This window comes from Helicobacter pylori, assembly GCF_003637685.1.
In the GTDB taxonomy this organism is placed as follows: Bacteria; Campylobacterota; Campylobacteria; order Campylobacterales; family Helicobacteraceae; genus Helicobacter; species Helicobacter pylori_CJ.
The window spans coordinates 33301-51880 of record NZ_MVWW01000010.1; the positions used below are offsets into that span (position 1 = coordinate 33301).

General features: G+C 38.7%; 17 protein-coding genes and 3 pseudogenes. 19 read left to right on the plus strand and 1 reads right to left on the minus strand.

Going from position 1 to position 18580, the window contains the following annotated elements; all coding sequences use genetic code 11:
• The first annotated feature begins 6 nt into the window (after window positions 1-6).
• From mqnP to EAL44_RS07115, 19 genes and pseudogenes are all read left to right on the plus strand, one after another.
• Window positions 7-891 carry a menaquinone biosynthesis prenyltransferase MqnP gene (gene mqnP, locus EAL44_RS07025; RefSeq protein ID WP_121076254.1) on the plus strand — a complete coding sequence of 295 codons (885 nt, stop codon included), beginning with the start codon at window positions 7-9 and terminating at the stop codon, window positions 889-891.
• The gene (locus EAL44_RS07030) at window positions 884-1378 is read left to right on the plus strand and encodes a hypothetical protein (RefSeq protein ID WP_171973282.1); all 495 of its coding nucleotides are present in this window, start codon (window positions 884-886) and stop codon (window positions 1376-1378) included. The genes mqnP and EAL44_RS07030 overlap by 8 nt, the downstream gene beginning before the upstream one ends.
• 12 nt (window positions 1379-1390) lie before the next feature.
• On the plus strand, window positions 1391-1897 hold the full coding sequence (locus EAL44_RS07035) for a DUF6115 domain-containing protein (protein WP_000953090.1): 507 nt from the start codon (window positions 1391-1393) through the stop codon (window positions 1895-1897).
• A complete protein-coding gene (locus EAL44_RS07040) occupies window positions 1891-2694 on the plus strand; it encodes a phosphatidylserine decarboxylase (protein ID WP_121076257.1) in 804 nt (267 codons plus the stop codon). Before EAL44_RS07035 ends, EAL44_RS07040 begins: the two co-directional genes overlap by 7 nt.
• Window positions 2684-3694, plus strand: coding sequence for a quinolinate synthase NadA (nadA, locus tag EAL44_RS07045; protein WP_121076259.1), 1011 nt, complete (start codon window positions 2684-2686; stop codon window positions 3692-3694). Before EAL44_RS07040 ends, nadA begins: the two co-directional genes overlap by 11 nt.
• Complete coding sequence (gene nadC / locus EAL44_RS07050; protein ID WP_121076262.1) at window positions 3694-4515, plus strand: carboxylating nicotinate-nucleotide diphosphorylase; 822 nt, start codon at window positions 3694-3696, stop codon at window positions 4513-4515. The genes nadA and nadC overlap by 1 nt, the downstream gene beginning before the upstream one ends.
• 24 nt (window positions 4516-4539) lie before the next feature.
• Window positions 4540-7023: pseudogene (locus EAL44_RS07055) on the plus strand (N-6 DNA methylase).
• Complete coding sequence (locus EAL44_RS07870; RefSeq protein ID WP_240448916.1) at window positions 7023-8084, plus strand: type ISP restriction/modification enzyme; 1062 nt, start codon at window positions 7023-7025, stop codon at window positions 8082-8084. The pseudogene EAL44_RS07055 and the gene EAL44_RS07870 overlap by 1 nt, the downstream one beginning before the upstream one ends.
• A gap of 128 nt (window positions 8085-8212) precedes the next feature.
• The gene (locus EAL44_RS07065) at window positions 8213-9292 is read left to right on the plus strand and encodes a DNA-methyltransferase (protein WP_121076265.1); all 1080 of its coding nucleotides are present in this window, start codon (window positions 8213-8215) and stop codon (window positions 9290-9292) included.
• Window positions 9292-10163: pseudogene (locus tag EAL44_RS07070) on the plus strand (HpyAIV family type II restriction enzyme). Before EAL44_RS07065 ends, EAL44_RS07070 begins: the two are co-directional and overlap by 1 nt.
• Window positions 10153-10278: pseudogene (locus EAL44_RS08015) on the plus strand (DNA methyltransferase); the annotation flags it as partial. The pseudogenes EAL44_RS07070 and EAL44_RS08015, both read left to right, overlap by 11 nt.
• A 110-nt stretch (window positions 10279-10388) precedes the next feature.
• Complete coding sequence (locus EAL44_RS07075; RefSeq protein WP_162970404.1) at window positions 10389-11753, plus strand: S41 family peptidase; 1365 nt, start codon at window positions 10389-10391, stop codon at window positions 11751-11753.
• A 6-nt stretch (window positions 11754-11759) separates the two neighbouring features.
• A complete protein-coding gene (locus EAL44_RS07080) occupies window positions 11760-12923 on the plus strand; it encodes an SH3 domain-containing protein (RefSeq protein ID WP_121076271.1) in 1164 nt (387 codons plus the stop codon).
• Window positions 12910-13623 carry a 1-acyl-sn-glycerol-3-phosphate acyltransferase gene (locus EAL44_RS07085; protein ID WP_121076274.1) on the plus strand — a complete coding sequence of 238 codons (714 nt, stop codon included), beginning with the start codon at window positions 12910-12912 and terminating at the stop codon, window positions 13621-13623. Before EAL44_RS07080 ends, EAL44_RS07085 begins: the two co-directional genes overlap by 14 nt.
• Window positions 13620-14321, plus strand: a complete 702-nt coding sequence (gene ung / locus EAL44_RS07090) for a uracil-DNA glycosylase (protein ID WP_121076277.1) — start codon at window positions 13620-13622, stop codon at window positions 14319-14321. The genes EAL44_RS07085 and ung overlap by 4 nt, the downstream gene beginning before the upstream one ends.
• An 88-nt stretch (window positions 14322-14409) precedes the next feature.
• Entirely contained in the window at window positions 14410-15402 is a 993-nt protein-coding gene (gene gap, locus EAL44_RS07100) for a type I glyceraldehyde-3-phosphate dehydrogenase (protein WP_121076283.1), read from the plus strand.
• A gap of 15 nt (window positions 15403-15417) precedes the next feature.
• Window positions 15418-16626 carry a phosphoglycerate kinase gene (locus tag EAL44_RS07105; protein ID WP_121076286.1) on the plus strand — a complete coding sequence of 403 codons (1209 nt, stop codon included), beginning with the start codon at window positions 15418-15420 and terminating at the stop codon, window positions 16624-16626.
• Between the two features lie 15 nt (window positions 16627-16641).
• Window positions 16642-17598 (plus strand): magnesium/cobalt transporter CorA, encoded by a 957-nt coding sequence (corA, locus tag EAL44_RS07110; protein ID WP_121076289.1) that lies wholly within the window; start codon window positions 16642-16644, stop codon window positions 17596-17598.
• 6 nt (window positions 17599-17604) lie between these two features.
• Window positions 17605-18333 (plus strand): TerC family protein, encoded by a 729-nt coding sequence (locus EAL44_RS07115; protein WP_121076292.1) that lies wholly within the window; start codon window positions 17605-17607, stop codon window positions 18331-18333.
• A gap of 116 nt (window positions 18334-18449) precedes the next feature.
• Here the strand turns inward: EAL44_RS07115 and EAL44_RS07120 are convergent.
• Window positions 18450-18580 (minus strand): outer membrane beta-barrel protein (locus tag EAL44_RS07120; RefSeq protein WP_120869318.1); only part of this gene is annotated, 131 nt, incomplete at its 5' end.

An 18580-nucleotide genomic window follows, 5' to 3' on the forward strand; every position in this document is an offset into this window, starting at 1 on the left:
AAATAATTGCTTAAAAAAATCACGCACCAAATCAAAGCTTTAAGCGAATTGGTCGCTTTGGAGCATACGATATTTTCTAGCATGTTTTTACTCATGGCTATGGTCATAAGCTCCTATCAAAAAAATCAAACGCTCTTTTTTGGGTTAGAAACCTTAATCCTTTGCTTTTTAGCCTTATTAGGGGCAAGAAACTTCGCTATGGGGTTTAACCGCTTGGTGGATAGGGATATTGATAAGGATAACCCAAGGACGAAAAACCGCCCGAGCGTGGATGGTAGGATCAGCGTTAAAGGCATGGTCATTTTTAGCGCTTCAAACGCCCTTTTATTCGTGGGGGTGAGCTATTTCATTAACCCTTTAGCTTTCAAGCTCTCGTTACCTTTTTTAATCATTTTAGGGGGGTATTCGTATTTCAAGCGCTTTTCTTCTTTGGCGCATTTCATCGTGGGTTTGGCTTTGGGTTTAGCCCCTATTGCGGGAAGCGTGGCGGTTTTAGGGGATATTCCTTTATGGAATGTCTTTTTGGCTTTAGGGGTGATGCTGTGGGTGGCTGGGTTTGATTTGCTCTATTCTTTACAGGATATGGAGTTTGATAAACAAAGGGGCTTGTTTTCCATTCCTAGTCAATTAGGGGAAAAATGGTGCTTGAATCTTTCAAGGCTCTCGCACCTTGTAGCACTGATATGCTGGCTTTTTTTTGTGAAATGCTATCATGGGGGGCTTTTTGCGTATTTAGGCTTAGGGGTTTCAGCCTTGATCTTGCTCTATGAGCAGATCTTAGTGGCCAGAGATTATAAAAACATCCCTAAAGCCTTTTTTGTGAGTAATGGCTATTTGGGGGTGGTGTTTTTTATTTTCATCGTCCTTGATGTGGGGTTCAAACATGCATGAGTTGGTTTTAAGATCCCAAGCTTTAGGGTTTGAAACGCGCTTAGTCCAGTGCGATTTGTCGTTCTCTTATGAAAGGTTTATTTCTAAAAGCAAACGTTCTTTAGCGGTGTTAGAAGAATTTGATTGGTTAAATTCTGGCTTTGATTTTTCACGCTTGAACGTTGAAAATGACACTTTGGAATTGCTTAAAGCGCTGTATTTCAAATTAGAAAAATTAGAGAGCCTGCTTTTAAAAGAAAACTTGCTTGAATTGGAGCAAAATAACCGCATCATCGCTTTAGGGCATGGACTTATTTGCTTAAAAAAACAAAGCCTGATAGCGCCTCAAACTTATTATGGGCGTTGCGTGTTAGAGGGGAAAATCCTAGCCTTTTTTGGCGTGGCAAGGGATAAAGATTTTTTAGAAATCACGCGCATGCATGCCTTAGATATTAAGCGTTATGATTCTTTCATTGTCCATAGCGAAAGAAAAGGCTTAAAATTATGAACGGGAGCAATCATGTTATCTTCTAATGATTTGTTTATGGTCGTTTTAGGAGCGATTTTATTAGTATTGGTGTGCTTGGTGGGGTATTTGTATCTTAAAGAAAAAGAGTTTTACCATAAAATGAGGCGTTTAGAAAAAACCTTAGACGAATCCTATCAAGAAAATTATATTTATTCTAAGCGTTTGAAAGAATTAGAGGGGCGTTTGGAAGGCCTTTCTTTAGAAAAGAGCGCTAAAGAGGATAGCTCATTAAAAACGACCCTTTCACACCTTTATAACCAGCTGCAAGAAATCCAAAAATCCATGGACAAAGAACGCGATTATTTAGAAGAAAAAATCATTACTTTAGAAAACAAATTCAAAGACATGGGGCATTATGCCGCTAGCGATGAAATCAACGAAAAACAGGTTTTGAAAATGTATCAAGAGGGTTATAGCGTGGATTCTATTTCTAAAGAATTTAAAGTGAGTAAGGGCGAGGTGGAATTTATACTGAACATGGCAGGGTTAAAATGGTAGCTTTAAGCAACGCTCTTTCAAGGGTTTTTGGCTCTGTGGCTGGCTATAAATTCCCTTCTTTTATCCAAAAAGGCATCAACGCCCTTTACATTAAGATCTTTAAAATTGATTTGAGCGAGTTTGAGCCTTTAGAAAACTATAAGAGTTTGAACGCCCTTTTCACGCGCTCCTTAAAAAAAGAACGGCCCTTTGACAAAGCCCCTAATATTTGCATTGCGCCTTGCGACGCTTTGATCACCGAATGCGCTTTTTTAGACAACGATACCGCTTTACAGATTAAAGGCATGCCCTATAAAGCGCATGAATTAGTGGGCGAAATCAACCCCTTAAGCCCTTCTTTTTTCTATGCGAATTTTTACCTTTCGCCAAAAGATTACCACCACTACCACGCCCCTTGCGATTTAGAAATTGTAGAAGCTCGTTATTTTGCGGGGAAATTACTACCAGTCAATAAACCCTCATTACACAAAAACAACAATCTGTTTGTGGGCAATGAACGGGTGGTGCTTGTTGCAAAAGACATTCAAGGCAATAGGTTGTATTTTGTAGCGGTGGGAGCGTTAAATGTGGGTAAAATGCGTTTTAATTTTGATAAGAATATCCAAACTAACGCTAAAGTCCGTTTCATGCAAACCTACTCTTACAACCCCCCCATTAAGGTTAAAAAGGGGGATAATTTAGGGAATTTTGAAATGGGCTCTACTATCGTTTTATTCATTCAAAACACCGCTTTTAAAGATTTGAAAGAAAAAAGCGTGAAGTTTGGGGAAAGTATAGGGGAATTTCATGCCAACTGACAACGATTTAAAAACTTCTATTGTGGAATTGTTGAACGATTTAGACGCGCTTTTAGTGGCTCACTTTTATCAAAAAGATGAGATTGTAGAGTTAGCCCACCACACAGGCGATAGCTTGGAATTGGCCAAAATCGCAAGCCAGAGTGATAAAAACCTCATCGTGTTTTGCGGGGTGCATTTCATGGGTGAGAGCGTGAAAGCCCTAGCCTTTGACAAGCAAGTGATCATGCCCAAACTCTCATGCTGTTCTATGGCGAGGATGATAGACAGCCATTACTACGATAAAAGCGTTCATTTATTGAAAGAATACGGCGTTAAAGAATTTTACCCTATCACTTATATCAATTCTAACGCTGAAGTGAAAGCCAAAGTCGCTAAAGATAACGGCGTGGTCTGCACCAGCAGGAACGCTTCTAAAATCTTTAATCACGCTTTAAAACAAAATAAAAAAATCTTTTTTTTACCGGATAAATGCTTGGGGGAAAATCTAGCCTTAGAAAACGGCTTAAAAAGCGCGGTTTTAGGCGTGAATAATCAAGAAGAAATCAAAAACGCTGATGTGGTTTGTTATAACGGCTTTTGTTCGGTGCATCAGCTCTTCAAACTAGAAGACATTGAATTTTACCGCCAAAAATACCCAGATATTTTAATCGCTGTCCATCCAGAGTGCGAGCCTAGTGTAGTTTCTAATGCGGATTTTAGCGGATCAACGAGTCAAATCATAGAATTTGTAGAAAAGCTAAGCCCTAATCAAAAAGTCGCCATAGGCACTGAAAGCCATTTAGTCAATCGCTTGAAAGCCAAGCGCCATAATGAAAACACTTTCATTCTTTCTAGCACGCTCGCCTTTTGCCCCACCATGAACGAAACGACTTTAAAAGATTTGTTTGAAGTCTTAAAAGCCTATAAAAACCACAGGGCTTATAATACGATTGAATTAAAAGATGAGGTGGCGCGCTTAGCCAAACTCGCTTTAACTAAAATGATGGAGTTGTCCTAATGGAGATAAAAACCTTTTTAGAATGCGCTTTAAAAGAAGATTTAGGGCATGGGGATTTGTTTGAAAGGGTGTTAGAAAAGGATTTTAAAGCCACGGCTTTTGTTAGGGCTAAACAAGAGGGCGTGTTTTCAGGCGAAAAATACGCTTTAGAGTTGCTTCAAATGACCGGCATTGAATGCACTCAAACCATTAAAGATAAAGAGCGTTTCAAGCCTAAAGACACCCTAATGGAGATTAGGGGGGATTTTAGCATGCTTTTAAAGATTGAGCGCACCCTTTTAAATCTTTTGCAACACAGCAGCGGAATCGCCACTTTAACGAGTCGTTTTGTAGAAGCTTTAAATTCTCACAAAGTGCGTTTGTTGGACACGAGAAAAACCAGACCCCTTTTAAGGATCTTTGAAAAATATTCGGTGCTTAATGGGGGAGCGAGCAACCACCGCTTGGGGCTAGATGACGCTTTAATGCTTAAGGATACGCATTTAAAGCATGTGAAAGACTTAAAAAGCTTTTTAACGCATGCCAGAAAAAACTTGCCTTTCACAGCTAAAATTGAAATTGAATGCGAGAGCTTTGAAGAGGCCAAAAACGCCATGAATGCGGGAGCGGATATTGTGATGTGCGATAACATGAGCGTTGGAGAAACAAAAGAAATTGCCGCTTACAGAGAGGCGCATTACCCTTTTGTCTTATTGGAAGCGAGCGGGAACATCTCGCTAGAGAGTATCAACGCTTACGCCAAAAGCGGCGTGGATGCCATTAGCGTAGGGGCTTTAATCCATCAAGCCACTTTCATTGACATGCACATGAAGATGGCTTAAAAACTTTAAAAAGGGGTTATTGGCATGCTAAAAGAATATTTAGAAGGCATTAAAAACATCACGCCTGAAAGTAATGAACTCACGCACCGCCCTTCTTTATATACCTTGCTTAAGGGTTTAAAAGAAAATTTCAATAAAGAATTTAAGATTGAACATGAGCCTGAAAGAAAGCAAGGAAGCCAGCCTGATTTTCGCATCTCTTATCAAGGGCTAAACATTGGCTATATAGAAAATAAAAGGGTAGGGACTAATCTTAACCAGCTCTTAAAAAGCGATCAAGTTCTTAAATACTTAGAATTGAATCCTAACCTCATGCTCACCGATTACCTTAATTTCATGTGGGTAGGGAAAGATGAATAGAATAAACCTTTAATCAAAAGAGAAATTTCTATCGCTAGCCTTGATGAACTTTCTAAATCTCTAAAACCAAAACCACAAACCGAGCGCGATCTCATTGAATTTTTTAGAGGCTTTTTCAATTACGAACCAGCCCCTATTACTAACGCTAAAGATTTCGCAACGCATTTGAGCGCACCCACCAAGTATTTAAAAGACGCTTTAATCGCATACCAAAAAGACACGCATGTTTCTAGCATTTTTAACAATTTTAAAGAATATCTTTATGAAGAATTGAGTTTTGAAGACTTTAGCGATGCGTTCGCTCAAACGCTCACCTACAGCCTTTTTATAGCCAAGCTCAACCACCCTTTTGAAAAAATTAATTTGGATAACGTGAGAAGCTCCATCCCTAAAAATTTCGCTGTGATCAGAGAAATGGCGGATTTTTTAAAGAAGCTTGATGCAATCAAAGAAATCCAATGGCTTTTAAATGAAATTTTAAGCTTGATCAATCATGTTGATATGGACTCTATCATTAAAGATTTGAATGACGATAAAGACCCTTATTTACACTTTTATGAAACCTTTTTAAGCGCTTATGACCCTAAATTGCGAGAGAAAAAGGGCGTGTATTACACCCCAGATTCTGTGGTGAGATTCATCATTAACGCTTTGGATAGCCTGCTCAAAACGCATTTCAAAGACGCTCCCTTAGGCTTAAAAAGCGCTTTAGATAACGAAAACATCAAGCTCTTAGATTTTGCTACCGGCACCGGCACTTTTTTATTGGAAGCGTTTAGAAAGGCGCTAGAAACGAGACAAACAAGCGATGGAGGCACCTCCACTAAAGAGGACAAATACCAAAACCTCTTGAAGCAATTCTATGGGTTTGAATACTTGATCGCTCCTTATGCGATCGCTCATTTGAATCTCAGCCAAGCCTTTAAGGAGGAATTTAAAAAACCTCTCAAAGAAAACGATGCGCTTAAAATCATTTTAACCAACACCCTCATACAGCCTAGTGAAATCGTTGCTTATCGTGGGCTAAACCCGATTTTTGAAAAAGAACTTTCAAACGCTCAAGAAATTAAAAAAAATGAAAAGATTCTTGTCATCACCGGTAACCCCCCTTATAGCGGGGCGAGCAGTAATGAGGGCTTGTTTGAATGGGAAGTGAAAGCCACTTACGGCATAGAGCCTGAATTTCAAACCATAGAAATTGAAAAAAAGGTTAAACTCACCGACAAAATCCAAACGCTTTTAAAGAACATTCAAACCCAAAAAGAAAGCAACAGCAAAAAAGACCTAAAGGCCCTTAAAAGTCTCCATTCCAAATACAAACTACAAAAGGAGAAAAACCCTAAATGGCTCTTAGACGATTATGTGAAATTCATGCGTTTCGCTCAAAACAAGATCGAATCATTAGGGCATGGCCTTTTTGGCTTTATCTCTAACAACGCTTTTTTAGACAACCCTACTTTTAGGGGGTTAAGATGCTCTCTTTTAGAATGCTACGATGAGCTTTATATCCTAAACTTGCATGGAAACGCTAGGAAAAAGGAGAAAACCCCACAAGGCACAACAGATGAAAATGTTTTCAATATCATGCAAGGTGTGTCCATCAACCTCTTTGTCAAAAAGGTGCAAGCCACCAAGCAAAAAATTTTGCAAAAAATCTATTATTATGATGTGTATGGTGAAAGGGCTGAAAAATACGCTTTTTTAGACCAAAATGATTTGAATAGTATCAATTGGCTTGAGCTTGCCCCAAGAGAGCCTTTTTACTCACTCATACCCCAAGAAACGCCCTTGTTAGAGGAATACGAGCAAGGCTTTAGCGTTCAGGAGATGTTTCAAGTTGGAAGCACCGGTATCTGTTCGCAACGAGACCATGTCGTTTTCCATAAGGACAAAGAAAGCTTGCTAAAGCTTCTAAAAGATTTTTCAACTTTAGAGCCTAGCGAGTTACGCAGAAAATATGATATTAGCGACTCTGATGCCATTAATGGTTAGAGACTGTGCCAATACCGCCCTTTTGATTATCGTTGGACTTATTACACTGGTGAAAGTGGGTTTTTAGTTGGACCCGTATATCAAGTTTTTAAACACATGTTACCCCCCCAACAAACCCTAAAACACCCCATCAAACGCGCAAAAATATCGCGCTAATTACTTCTCGCAGATTTTGTCAATCACAAAAAAGCGGCGTAGGATTTGTTAGTAATAAAATTTCAGATTTGCGCACTTGGACATGTCCAGGAATGGAGGGAGGCGATTACGTAAATCCACTATACCATAACCCCAACTACACCGAAAATTTTACGCCAAAATTTAGAAGCTTTATAGACAAGCATTATAGCCACCATTTTGAGCCGCTAGAGGTTTTAGGCTATATCTATGCGCTATTGTATTCCCCAAACTACCGCAAGCGTTATGAAGACTTCCTCAAAATCGATTACCCTAAAATCCTTTTCACAAACAATAAAGATTTGTTCAGGGCTTTAAGCCTTTTAGGGATTGAACTGATCGGCTTGCATGTCTTAAATAAAGAAAGCTTGAATCACAGCTTTGACAAATTAAAAGATGCCACCATAGGCGAATCCTACTATAAAGAAGCGCATGATCGTAACCCCATTATCAAAAAACCCTCTCATAACGAACCAGAACAACGCCTTTATATCAACCATAGCGCTTATTTTAGGGGGGTGAGTAAAGAAATTTATCATTACATGATAGGGGGGTATAGCGTTTTAGAAAAATATTTAAAAAGCCATACAAACGAGCGTTGCGACTTTGATCATGTAAGCAACATCATTAAAGTCATCGCGCGCACGATTGAAATCCAAAAAACGCTTGGATTTTTGACGAGCGATTTGCCCCATTTAAAAGGGAATGACAGCAAAGCCTTAATGCAAGAAATCTTGCAAAATCCACCCCCCCCCCCCCATTTAATGCCAATATCGCCCTTATCTTATCGCGCCAAGCCAAAGCCATCGGAGATTTTGACTTTGATGCCGCATTCATCAGCAAAGAAGCAAGCGATAACAATATCTATCGCAGAGGCGGAGGTTCAGCCTTCCCTTTATTCTGCCTTATCTAATCTCGCTCTCATTTGCGATAGAGGCTCTAAAGTAAGCCCCATTTCTAATGTTTTTGTAACGGGCATGCTTTGCGATTTGCATTTGAATGGATCGGGGAGTTATGCGTTTTTGTTGTATCGTTTAAAATAGGTGGGGATAGATAGCTTCTATCATTTGATGCATTTGATGAGAACAAAGCTAGAGATTAAACATTAAGATAGCCTTAAAATGCTTGTGTTAAAATGGCTAGAGTAGCAGATATAAAAGGTTAGTCAATCATGGATTTTTTAAAAGAAAACTTAAATACTATCATAGAGGGGGATTGTTTAGAAAAATTAAAAGATTTTCCTGACAGAAGCGTTGATTTTATCTTTGCTGACCCCCCATATTTTATGCAAACAGAGGGGGAATTGAAGCGTTTTGAAGGCACAAAATTTCAAGGCGTTGAGGATCATTGGGATAAATTTGGATCTTTTGAAGAATACGATACCTTTTGTTTGGGTTGGCTAAAAGAATGCCAAAGGATTTTAAAAGATAATGGCAGTATTTGTGTGATAGGGAGTTTCCAAAATATTTTTAGAATTGGTTTTCATTTGCAAAATTTAGGGTTTTGGATACTCAATGATATTATTTGGCATAAGAGCAACCCGGTGCCTAATTTTGCTGGCAAGAGATTGTGTAACGCTCATGAAACGCTTATTTGGTGCGCTAAACACAAAAACAGCAAAGTTACCTTTAATTATAAAACAATGAAGTATCTCAATAATGACAAACAAGAAAAATCAGTTTGGCAAATCCCTATTTGCATTGGTAACGAAAGACTAAAAGATGCGCAAGGTAAAAAAGTGCATTCCACGCAAAAACCAGAAGCGCTCTTAAAAAAAATCATTTTAAGCGCGACTAAACCTAAAGATATTATTTTAGATCCCTTTTTTGGCACAGGCACAACAGGGGCTGTGGCTAAATCCATGAACAGGTATTTTATCGGCATTGAAAAAGATTCTTTTTATATTAAAGAAGCAGTAAAACGCCTTAATAACACTAAGGATAAAAGCGATTTTATCACTAATTTAGAATTAGAAACTAAACCCCCAAAAATCCCTATAAGTCTTTTAATTTCTAAACAATTATTAAAAATCGGGGATTTTTTATACTCGCCTAACAAAGAAAAAATTTGTCAAGTTTTAGAAAACGGACAAGTGAGGGATAATGAAAACTATGAAACTTCTATTCATAAGATGAGCGCTAAATATTTGAATAAAACCAACCATAATGGCTGGAAATTTTTTTATGCGTATTACCAAAATCAATTTTTATTGCTAGATGAATTGCGTTATATCTGCCAAAAGAACTCTTAATGGACTATCAAACCTTTAACGAGATTTTTAATCGTTTTGTTTTTGGAACATCTAAAGCAAAATTACTTGAAAATATTGCTGAAAACCCTGAACGCTATTTGGGGATTTTTAGACCCACTAAGCCTAAGACAAAACTATTACAAAATTTATTGACTTCCCATGAGATTAAGTTTGGCGATGCGTTTGAATGCTTAATAGAACAATATTTAAAAGAGCATAACTTTTCACCTTTATCTAAAAAAATTCCTTATTACAATAAGGATAAAGAAAAAAGGGAATCTTTAGAATTAGATCAGTTTGCTAAAAAAGATAACACCTATTATTTTATAGAACAAAAAATGCGAGACGACCATGACAGCGCCAAAAAGAGAGGGCAAATAGATAACTTTGAAAGAAAATTAGAGGCTTTAATCCATCGTTATGGCGAAAACATTCAAGGCTATTTTTACTTTATAGATGAGAGTTTGAATAAAAATCAAAATTATTATAAAGAAGAATTGCAAAAATTATCTGTTGATTATGGCGCGCCTTTGAAATTGTGTTATGGTAAGGGGTTGTTTGAATCTCTTAATATCCCGCAAGTTTGGGCTGAGGTTTTAAACCATTTAGTGCGATGGCGTGAAATTTTACCGGACTTACCCAGTTTGAATTTTGATGAAAATCCTTTAGAGAGCTTTAAAGAAATCAAAGATTTAGCGCCAAGCGTTTATAGAAAGCTTTTGGATAATGATGAAATTTTCAATCTTGTGTTAATTTTATTCCCAGAACAAAAAGTTTTAAAAATGTTAGTGGAGCATTTAGACGACAAAATAAAACGATTTATCAGCAATTAGCGTCAAAGTTAGAGGAAAAGTTATTGTCTTTGCGATAGAGGCTCTAAAGTAAGCCCTATTTCTAATGTTTTTGTAACGAACACGCTTTGTGATTTGCATTTGAATGGATCGGGGAGTTATGCGTTTTTGTTGTATCGTTTAGGCTCAAAATGAGTGAATGAATGGGCATGTTATCTAAATTTTAGATAGAATAAACGCAAAAAATTGAATAAAACCTTAAAGGTGATTCTTTCTAATCTCAAAAATGGGTGGTGCTATTAACAATGACAAAACGACTTTTTAAAGGGTTGTTAGCGATTTCTCTTGCGGTGAGTTTGCATGGTGGTGAAGTTAAGGAAAAAAAGCCGGTCAAGCCGGTTAAAGAAGATCCGCAAGAATTAGCAGCTAAAAGGGTGGAAGCGTTCAATCGTTTCACGAATGTGGTTACAGAAATTGAAAAAAAATATGTGGATAAAATCAGTATTTCTGAGATCATGACTAAAGCGATTGAAGGCTTGCTCTCTAATTTGGACGCGCATTCAGCGTATTTGAATGAAAAGAAGTTTAAGGAATTTCAAGCCCAAACCGAGGGCGAATTTGGGGGGCTTGGGATCACGGTGGGCATGCGCGATGGCGTTTTGACCGTTATTGCTCCCTTAGAAGGCACTCCCGCTTACAAGGCTGGGGTTAAAGCGGGCGATAACATTTTAAAAATCAATAACGAAAGCACGCTGAGCATGAGCATTGATGATGCGATCAACCTCATGCGCGGCAAGCCAAAAACCCCTATTCAGATCACCGTTGTAAGAAAAAACGAGCCAAAACCCTTGGTGTTTAACATTGTTAGAGACATCATTAAAGTCCCCTCTGTCTATGTGAAAAAGATTGAAAAAACCCCTTATTTGTATGTGAGAGTCAATTCTTTTGATAAAAATGTTACCAAATCGGTTTTAGACGGCTTGAAAGCTAACCCTAAAACTAAAGGGATCGTGTTGGATTTAAGAGGCAATCCTGGAGGGTTATTAAACCAAGCGGTAGGCTTGTCTAACCTCTTTATTAAAGAGGGGGTTTTAGTCTCTCAAAAAGGCAAAAACAAAGAAGAAAATTTAGAATACAAGGCTAACGGCAGAGCCCCTTATACCAATTTGCCTATAGCGGTGTTAGTCAATGGCGGTTCAGCGAGCGCGAGCGAGATTGTCGCAGGGGCACTGCAAGATCACAAACGGGCCATCATTATCGGTGAAAAAACCTTTGGTAAGGGAAGCGTGCAGATGCTGCTCCCTGTCAATAAAGATGAAGCCATTAAGATCACGACCGCGCGCTACTATTTGCCGAGCGGGCGCACCATTCAAGCTAAAGGGATCACGCCTGATATTGTGATTTATCCGGGTAAAGTGCCAGAAAATGAAAACAAATTCAGCTTGAAAGAAGCGGATTTGAAACATCATTTAGAGCAAGAGCTTAAAAAGATTGATGATAAAACCCCTAATTCCAAAGAGGCGGATAAAGACAAGAAAAATGAAGAGGAAAAAGAGGTTACTCCTAAAATGATCAATGATGACATTCAACTAAAAACCGCTATTGACAGCTTGAAAACCTGGTCTATCGTGGATGAGAAAATGGATGAAAAAGCGCCTAAGAAGAAATAAAAACTCATGGGGTTTTTATTTGAAAAATCGTTAATGGGTTTTTTAGCTCATTCAATCAAAACCCTTAAAATCATTGGCTTGATTTTAAGCTTTTTGGCCATTTTTTTGGCTGCTGAAAACACTCATGAGCCAGAAGAAATCAAGGCTAAAGTGGCTTATGTGAAAATCTCTCAATTAGAAGATTTGGAAAACAACCCGGTTTATATCGGTCAAACCATAGGCGTAACTTATGATTTATTATTGTTTGATGCTGAGTTTTTGGAAGCTAAAATCAAAGACGGGTTGGATAAAACCCAAATTGAGCTTTTAAACAAGATGCCTAAATGGAAAAAAGTGGAAAAAGAGCTTTTCAGAGCGACCTATTATTACAAGATTAAGGGCATAAAAGCGAGTATTCCGCCTTTAGAAGTGAGCGCGTTCTCCAATAAAGACAAATATATAGATCATTCCATAGCCCCAAAAGTTACTTTGCAAGTAACGGATTTATCCAAAAACCCTCGTTATGCAAAAATCATGGCTAAAGATTTGCAAGTCTTGCAATACAAAACCAAAGATTACGACGATAAAAACAATATTTTGGTGATGGAATTAGCGTTCAAAGAAGCCACTTGGGAAGATTTTCACATCAAAGAAGCGATCAAGCAAGGGTTTGATAACGCTTCTTTAAACCAGACCAAGGCTAAAGAAGGGAGCGTTTTTTATTATTGCGTGTTGCCTAAAACCCTTCAAAACCTTTCTTTTGATTATTTTTCGCTTTCAAATAGGCAGTTTAAGACCTTATCTTTTTCAACCATTCCCACTCAAGACACTACCGGTATTCAAAGCGATCTCATCCCTAAAAACAATTTTTTAGTCTTTTCTAATGTGGCGTTGCTCGCTTTGTGCGTGTTTTTCTTGGTGTTGTTTTTCATTTTTGGGCGCAAACTCATTTTTTTAGGGCTTGGGATTTTGTGCTTAGGGTTTGTTTTGTATCACCTTTTATTCACGCAAAAATCAGCCCTATTGCTCGCTCATAAAAAAATCCGCATTCTGCCCACGCAAAATTCCACCATTTTAGGGCTTTCTAAAAATGAAATGCCGATTAAAATTGTAGGTTCGCATGATGATTATTACAAAATCCTAACGCCGCATGAACAAATAGGATGGGTCAAAAAAGATGAAATCAAATAAAAAGTCAAATCGTTTGAGAGCGATTTATAGGGCTTTAGTGATCGCTATAGGACTAGCTGTTATCATTGTTTTCAATTATTTTAACCGCAAAAATAATAACGCGCGCTCCAGCCGTAAAACTTGCGCATGTTTTTTCACGCTCACAGGGGTTACTTTAGAAAAAATAGGCGCTTTTGATACGGACGCTAAACTCATTGTCTTAAACCACCAAAGCTTACTAGACATTATTTATTTAGAAGCCTACCATCCTAGTAATATTTGCTGGATCGCTAAAAAAGAACTAGGCGAAATCCCCTTTTATGGGCATGCCTTAACGGATACCGGAATGATTTTAATTGACAGAGAGGATAAAAAGGGGATTGTGAGCCTTTTGAAAGCGTGTAAGGAAAAGCTAGACCAAAACCGCCCCTTAGTGATTTTCCCTGAAGGCACTAGAGGTAAAGGGGGAGAAAAATTCCTCCCTTTCAAGCAAGGGGCTAAGATTATCGCCGAAAAATTCCAGCTCAAAATCCAGCCCATGGTGTTAATCAATTCCATTAAAATCTTTAATTCCAAGCCCCTAGAAGCCTATAAAGCGCGCACCCGTTTAGTCATGCTAGAAAGCTATACTCCTGATTTTAACTCGCCCACCTGGTATGAAGAATTACAAGAACGCATGCAAAAAGAGTATTTAAAACACTACCACGAACTAAACGCATGAAGCTTTTTGACTACGCTCCTTTGAGTTTGGTTTGGCGGGAGTTTTTGCAAAGCGAATTTAAAAAGCCTTATTTCTTAGAAATAGAAAAACGCTATTTAGAAGCCCTAAAAAGCCCTAAAACCATTTTCCCCAAAAGCTCCAATCTGTTTTATGCGCTCAATCTAACGCCCCCTAGCGCAGTTAAAATCATCCTTTTAGGGCAAGATCCCTACCATTCCACCTACCTAGACAATGAGCAAGAATTGCCGGTGGCGATAGGCTTGAGCTTTAGCGTGGAAAAAAACGCCCCCATCCCCCCAAGCTTAAAAAATATTTTTAAAGAATTGCATGCGAATTTAGGCGTGCCTGTGCCTTGTTGTGGGGATTTGAGCGCATGGGCTAAAAGGGGCATGCTGTTATTGAACGCCATTTTAAGCGTGGAAAAAAACCAAGCCGCTTCGCACAAACACATTGGCTGGGAAGCTTTTAGCGATCAAATACTGATGCGCCTTTTTGAAACGACCGCCCCTTTAATCGTGGTGTTACTAGGGAAAGTCGCCCAAAAAAAGATCGCGCTAATTCCCCCTAATAAGCATATCATCATCACAGCCCCTCACCCTAGCCCATTATCTAGGGGGTTTTTAGGGAGTGGGGTTTTTACAAGCGTTCAAAAAGCTTATAGAGAGGTTTATCGCAAGGATTTTGATTTTAGTTTGTGATGAATGCTTGATGAGACAGAACCCCTTAAGAATGCCTTCATTTAAAAGCATTTGTGATAAAATAGTAATTTTTAAATAAAGGGAAAACATGCCAATTAGAATCGCTATCAATGGGACCGGGCGCATCGGTTTGTGCGCTATAAGAATTGCTAGTCAAAGAAAAGATATAGAGATTGTAGCCATCAATTCTACCGCTGAATTAGAAACTCTTTTGCATTTGATCCGTCATGACAGCGTGCATGGGCATTTTGAAGCCCAATTAAACGCCAATAGAACCCTAAATATCGGGCATAGTAAAAAGATTGTAGTGTTGAGCGAGCGAGACATTAACAAGCTTGATTTTTCTGTCGCTAACGCAGAAATCGTCATAGAATGCACGGGGAAATTCAATTCCTTAGAAGCTTCAAGCGCTCATCTTAAAAACAGCGTGAAAAAAGTCATCATCTCCGCTCCCGCGCAAAATACGCCCACCTTTGTCTATGGGGTGAATCACACCCATTACCATAACGAAAGCGTGATTTCTAACGCCTCTTGCACGACTAACGCTACCGCTCCTTTATTAAAAATCTTAGATGAAGCCTTTAAAGTAGAAAACGCGCTTTTAACCACCATCCACAGCTACACTAACGATCAAAACCTTTTAGACACCAAGCACAAAGACATCCGCCGCGCTAGAGCGGCTGGTTTAAACCTTATCCCCACAAGCACCGGCGTGAGCAAAGCCATTTCGCTAGTCTTACCGCATTTAGGCCCTAAAGTTACAGGGCTTGCGATTAGAGTGCCTACCCCTAATGTGAGCTTAGTGGATCTATCTTTGAGCTTTAAAAAAGTTGTGAGTAAAGCAAGCGTTCAGCATGCGCTTAAAGACGCTTGTAAGCATGCCTTTAAAGGGGTTGTGAGTATTGATGAAGAAAGGCTTGTTTCAAGCGATTTTATTTCTTCGCCTTTTAGCGCGATCGTGATTGATGATCAAATCATGACAATAGGCGAAAAAAATGCTAAAGTATTGGCATGGTATGATAATGAAATGGGTTATAGCGAGCGCTTGATAGACATGGCGCAATATATAGCACAAAATTAAAAGAAAGGATTTTTCATGTTAGCTAAAATGTCGTTTATGCAAAACGTTAAAAACATTCAAGAGGTGGAAGTGAGCCATAAAAGGGTGCTTGTTAGAGTGGATTTTAATGTGCCTTTAGATGAAAATTTGAATATTACTGATGATACGCGCATTAGAGAGAGCTTGCCTACCATCCAATATTGTATTGACAACAAGGCTAAAGATATTATTTTAGTGAGCCACTTGGGCCGCCCTAAAGGGGTTGAAGAAAAATTGAGCTTGAAGCCCTTTTTAAAACGCCTTGAAAGACTCTTAAATCATGAAGTGGTTTTTTCTCAAAATATCGTGCAATTAAAACAAGCCTTAAACGAAAACGCGCCCACAAGGATTTTTCTTTTAGAAAACATCCGCTTTTTAAAAGGCGAAGAAGAAAATGATGAAAATCTGGCTAAAGATTTAGCGAGTTTGTGCGATGTGTTTGTGAATGACGCTTTTGGCACGAGCCACAGAAAGCATGCCAGCACTTATGGCACCGCCAAATTCGCCCCCGTTAAAGTGAGCGGGTTTTTACTCAAAAAAGAAATTGATTCGTTTTATCAAGCGTTTAACCACCCTTTACGCCCCTTATTGTTGATTGTAGGGGGGGCTAAGGTCAGCTCCAAACTCACCCTATTAAAAAATATTTTAGATCTCATTGACAAACTCATCATTGCGGGAGCGATGAGCAACACCTTCTTAAAAGCCTTAGGTTATGATGTGCAAGATTCTTCTGTAGAAGACGCTTTACTAAAAGACGCCCTAGAGTTATTGCAAAGCGCGAAAGAAAAAAAAGTCAAAGTCTATTTACCCATAGACGCTGTAACCACTGATGATATTCTTAACCCTAAACACATCAAAATTTCGCCCGTCCAAGACATTGAGCCTAAACACAAGATCGCTGACATAGGGCCTGCGAGCATGAAATTGTTTTCTGAAGTCATAGAGAGCGCGCCCACCATTTTATGGAATGGCCCTTTAGGCGTGCATGAAAAACAAGAATTTGCTAGAGGCACAACCTTTTTAGCCCACAAAATCGCTGACACTTACGCTTTCTCGCTCATTGGTGGGGGCGATACCATTGATGCGATCAACCGTGCGGGCGAAAAGGATAACATGAGTTTTATTTCTACCGGTGGGGGAGCGAGTTTGGAATTGTTAGAGGGCAAAATTTTACCTTGTTTTGAGGTTTTGGATAAACGCCATTAACTCTAAGGATCGCTTATGGTGAACGTGTTTTTCAAGCAACAAAAATTTGTCATTAAAAAACGCTTTAATGATTTTAATGGTTTTGATATAGAAGAAAATGAAGTTTTATGGTTTGAATTAATCAACCCTACGCCCAATGAATTAGCCACTCTAAGCCAAGAATACGCTATCCACTACAACACAGACCATTCCCAACGAGTCTCATCAGTAACAAAATATTGGGAAGACAGCTCTAGCGTTACGATCAACGCTTTTTTCACCAACCAGGATGAAAATGAGACTTTCCACACGGAAATGGCGACCTTTATTTTGTCTAATAACATTCTTTTCACGATTTATTACGGGACTTTAGAAATCTTTGATTCTATCCAAAAAAAGGTTTTAGCGAGTCCTAAAAAATTTGAAGACGGGTTTGATGTTTTAACCAAAATCTTTGAAGTGTATTTTGAAAAAGGCGTGGAATGTTTGGAGTGGATCAACAAACAAACGAGCCTGTTGCGTAAAAACATCATTTTCAAAGAAACTTCTACGCATGATGATATTTTAGTGCACTTGTCCAATTTGCAAGAATTTAATGTGGCTTTAAGGGATTCTTTTTTTGACAAACGGCGCATTATCACCGCTTTATTAAGGAGCAATAAAGTGGATAGCGATACTAAAAATAATTTAAATATCATTTTAACCGATTTTAGCTCTTTGGTGGAGTCTACAACGGTCAATCTCAACTCGCTTGATAACATTCAAAACCTGTTCGCTTCTCAAGTCAATGTGGAGCAAAATAAAATCATCAAGCTCTTCACTGTGGCGACTATGGCGATGATGCCCCCCACATTGATTGGCACGATTTATGGCATGAATTTTAAATTCATGCCGGAGTTAGAATGGCAATACGGGTATCTTTTCGCGCTGATTGTCATGGCGATTTCTACGATCCTCCCGGTGATTTATTTCAAAAAGAAAGGCTGGTTGTAGCCTTTTATGGAATTTTTATCCTCACTCTTAGACGCTCTTTCTACACCGCATGGCATAGTCTCCTTGGCTACGCTCACGCTTTTAGAGATCGTTCTAGGGATTGATAATATCATTTTTATCACGGTGATGGTCTATAAACTCCCCAAACACCAGCAAAATAAGGCCATGATTTTAGGCTTGGGCTTAGCGATGATCGCTCGTATAGGGCTTTTAGGGAGCTTGTTTTTCATCAGCCATTTGCAAAAGCCTTTATTCACTATAGCGGGCATGAGCTTTTCATGGCGTGATGTGGTGCTGCTTGTAGGGGGGGCGTTTTTGGCTTTTAAAGCGTTAGTGGAATTAAAAGAGCAGATCTATCCTAAAGAAAAACACCAAGAAAAAGCGTTTGGCTTTTTCATCACCTTAATAGAAATCACATTTTTAGACATTGTCTTTTCTTTAGACTCCGTGATCACGGCTATTGGGATCGCTAAACACCTAGAAGTCATGGCGCTTGCTATCATTTTATCTGTAATCGTGATGATGTTTTTTTCCAAAATCGTTGGCGATTTTATTGAAAGGCATTATCGCATCAAAACTTTAGCCTTTGTGTTTTTGCTCGTTGTGGGCGTGTTTTTGTTTTTAGAAGGCTTGCATTTGCATGTTGATAAAAATTATTTGTATGCGGGTATTGGTTTTGCCTTGCTCATAGAATGCTTAAACATTTTCATAGAAAAGAAAATGAAAAAAAGTTAAAAAGCGTTTTTTAAAAGGCTTTCATGTTTTTGTGAACAACCAAATTTTAATCAAAATTCATAAGCACATAGGGGCATTTCGCAATGAAGCCCCCTTAAAAAGAGAATTTGCACCACCTAGTAAGCAAACACATAATTGAGATACACGCTATAGAGCCTTCGGTATTTGAGTTCAGCCCCCATGAAAGAGTAATAATCCGTGTTAATGGTGGGGATTTTCACGCCCAATTCCATGCCATGCTGAGCGG

What these genes read in the sequence shown, in the direction of transcription:
- EAL44_RS07040 (WP_121076257.1), top strand. Translation starts at nt 1,891, where the DNA reads ATGGTAGCTTTAAGCAACGCTCTTTCAAGGGTTTTTGGCTCTGTGGCT.
- EAL44_RS07080 (WP_121076271.1), top strand. Translation starts at nt 11,760, where the DNA reads ATGGGGTTTTTATTTGAAAAATCGTTAATGGGTTTTTTAGCTCATTCA.
- EAL44_RS07105 (WP_121076286.1), top strand. Translation starts at nt 15,418, where the DNA reads ATGTTAGCTAAAATGTCGTTTATGCAAAACGTTAAAAACATTCAAGAG.
- nadA (WP_121076259.1), top strand. Translation starts at nt 2,684, where the DNA reads ATGCCAACTGACAACGATTTAAAAACTTCTATTGTGGAATTGTTGAAC.
- ung (WP_121076277.1), top strand. Translation starts at nt 13,620, where the DNA reads ATGAAGCTTTTTGACTACGCTCCTTTGAGTTTGGTTTGGCGGGAGTTT.
- EAL44_RS07065 (WP_121076265.1), top strand. Translation starts at nt 8,213, where the DNA reads ATGGATTTTTTAAAAGAAAACTTAAATACTATCATAGAGGGGGATTGT.
- corA (WP_121076289.1), top strand. Translation starts at nt 16,642, where the DNA reads ATGGTGAACGTGTTTTTCAAGCAACAAAAATTTGTCATTAAAAAACGC.
- EAL44_RS07085 (WP_121076274.1), top strand. Translation starts at nt 12,910, where the DNA reads ATGAAATCAAATAAAAAGTCAAATCGTTTGAGAGCGATTTATAGGGCT.
- nadC (WP_121076262.1), top strand. Translation starts at nt 3,694, where the DNA reads ATGGAGATAAAAACCTTTTTAGAATGCGCTTTAAAAGAAGATTTAGGG.
- EAL44_RS07115 (WP_121076292.1), top strand. Translation starts at nt 17,605, where the DNA reads ATGGAATTTTTATCCTCACTCTTAGACGCTCTTTCTACACCGCATGGC.
- gap (WP_121076283.1), top strand. Translation starts at nt 14,410, where the DNA reads ATGCCAATTAGAATCGCTATCAATGGGACCGGGCGCATCGGTTTGTGC.
- EAL44_RS07075 (WP_162970404.1), top strand. Translation starts at nt 10,389, where the DNA reads ATGACAAAACGACTTTTTAAAGGGTTGTTAGCGATTTCTCTTGCGGTG.
- EAL44_RS07035 (WP_000953090.1), top strand. Translation starts at nt 1,391, where the DNA reads ATGTTATCTTCTAATGATTTGTTTATGGTCGTTTTAGGAGCGATTTTA.
- EAL44_RS07030 (WP_171973282.1), top strand. Translation starts at nt 884, where the DNA reads ATGCATGAGTTGGTTTTAAGATCCCAAGCTTTAGGGTTTGAAACGCGC.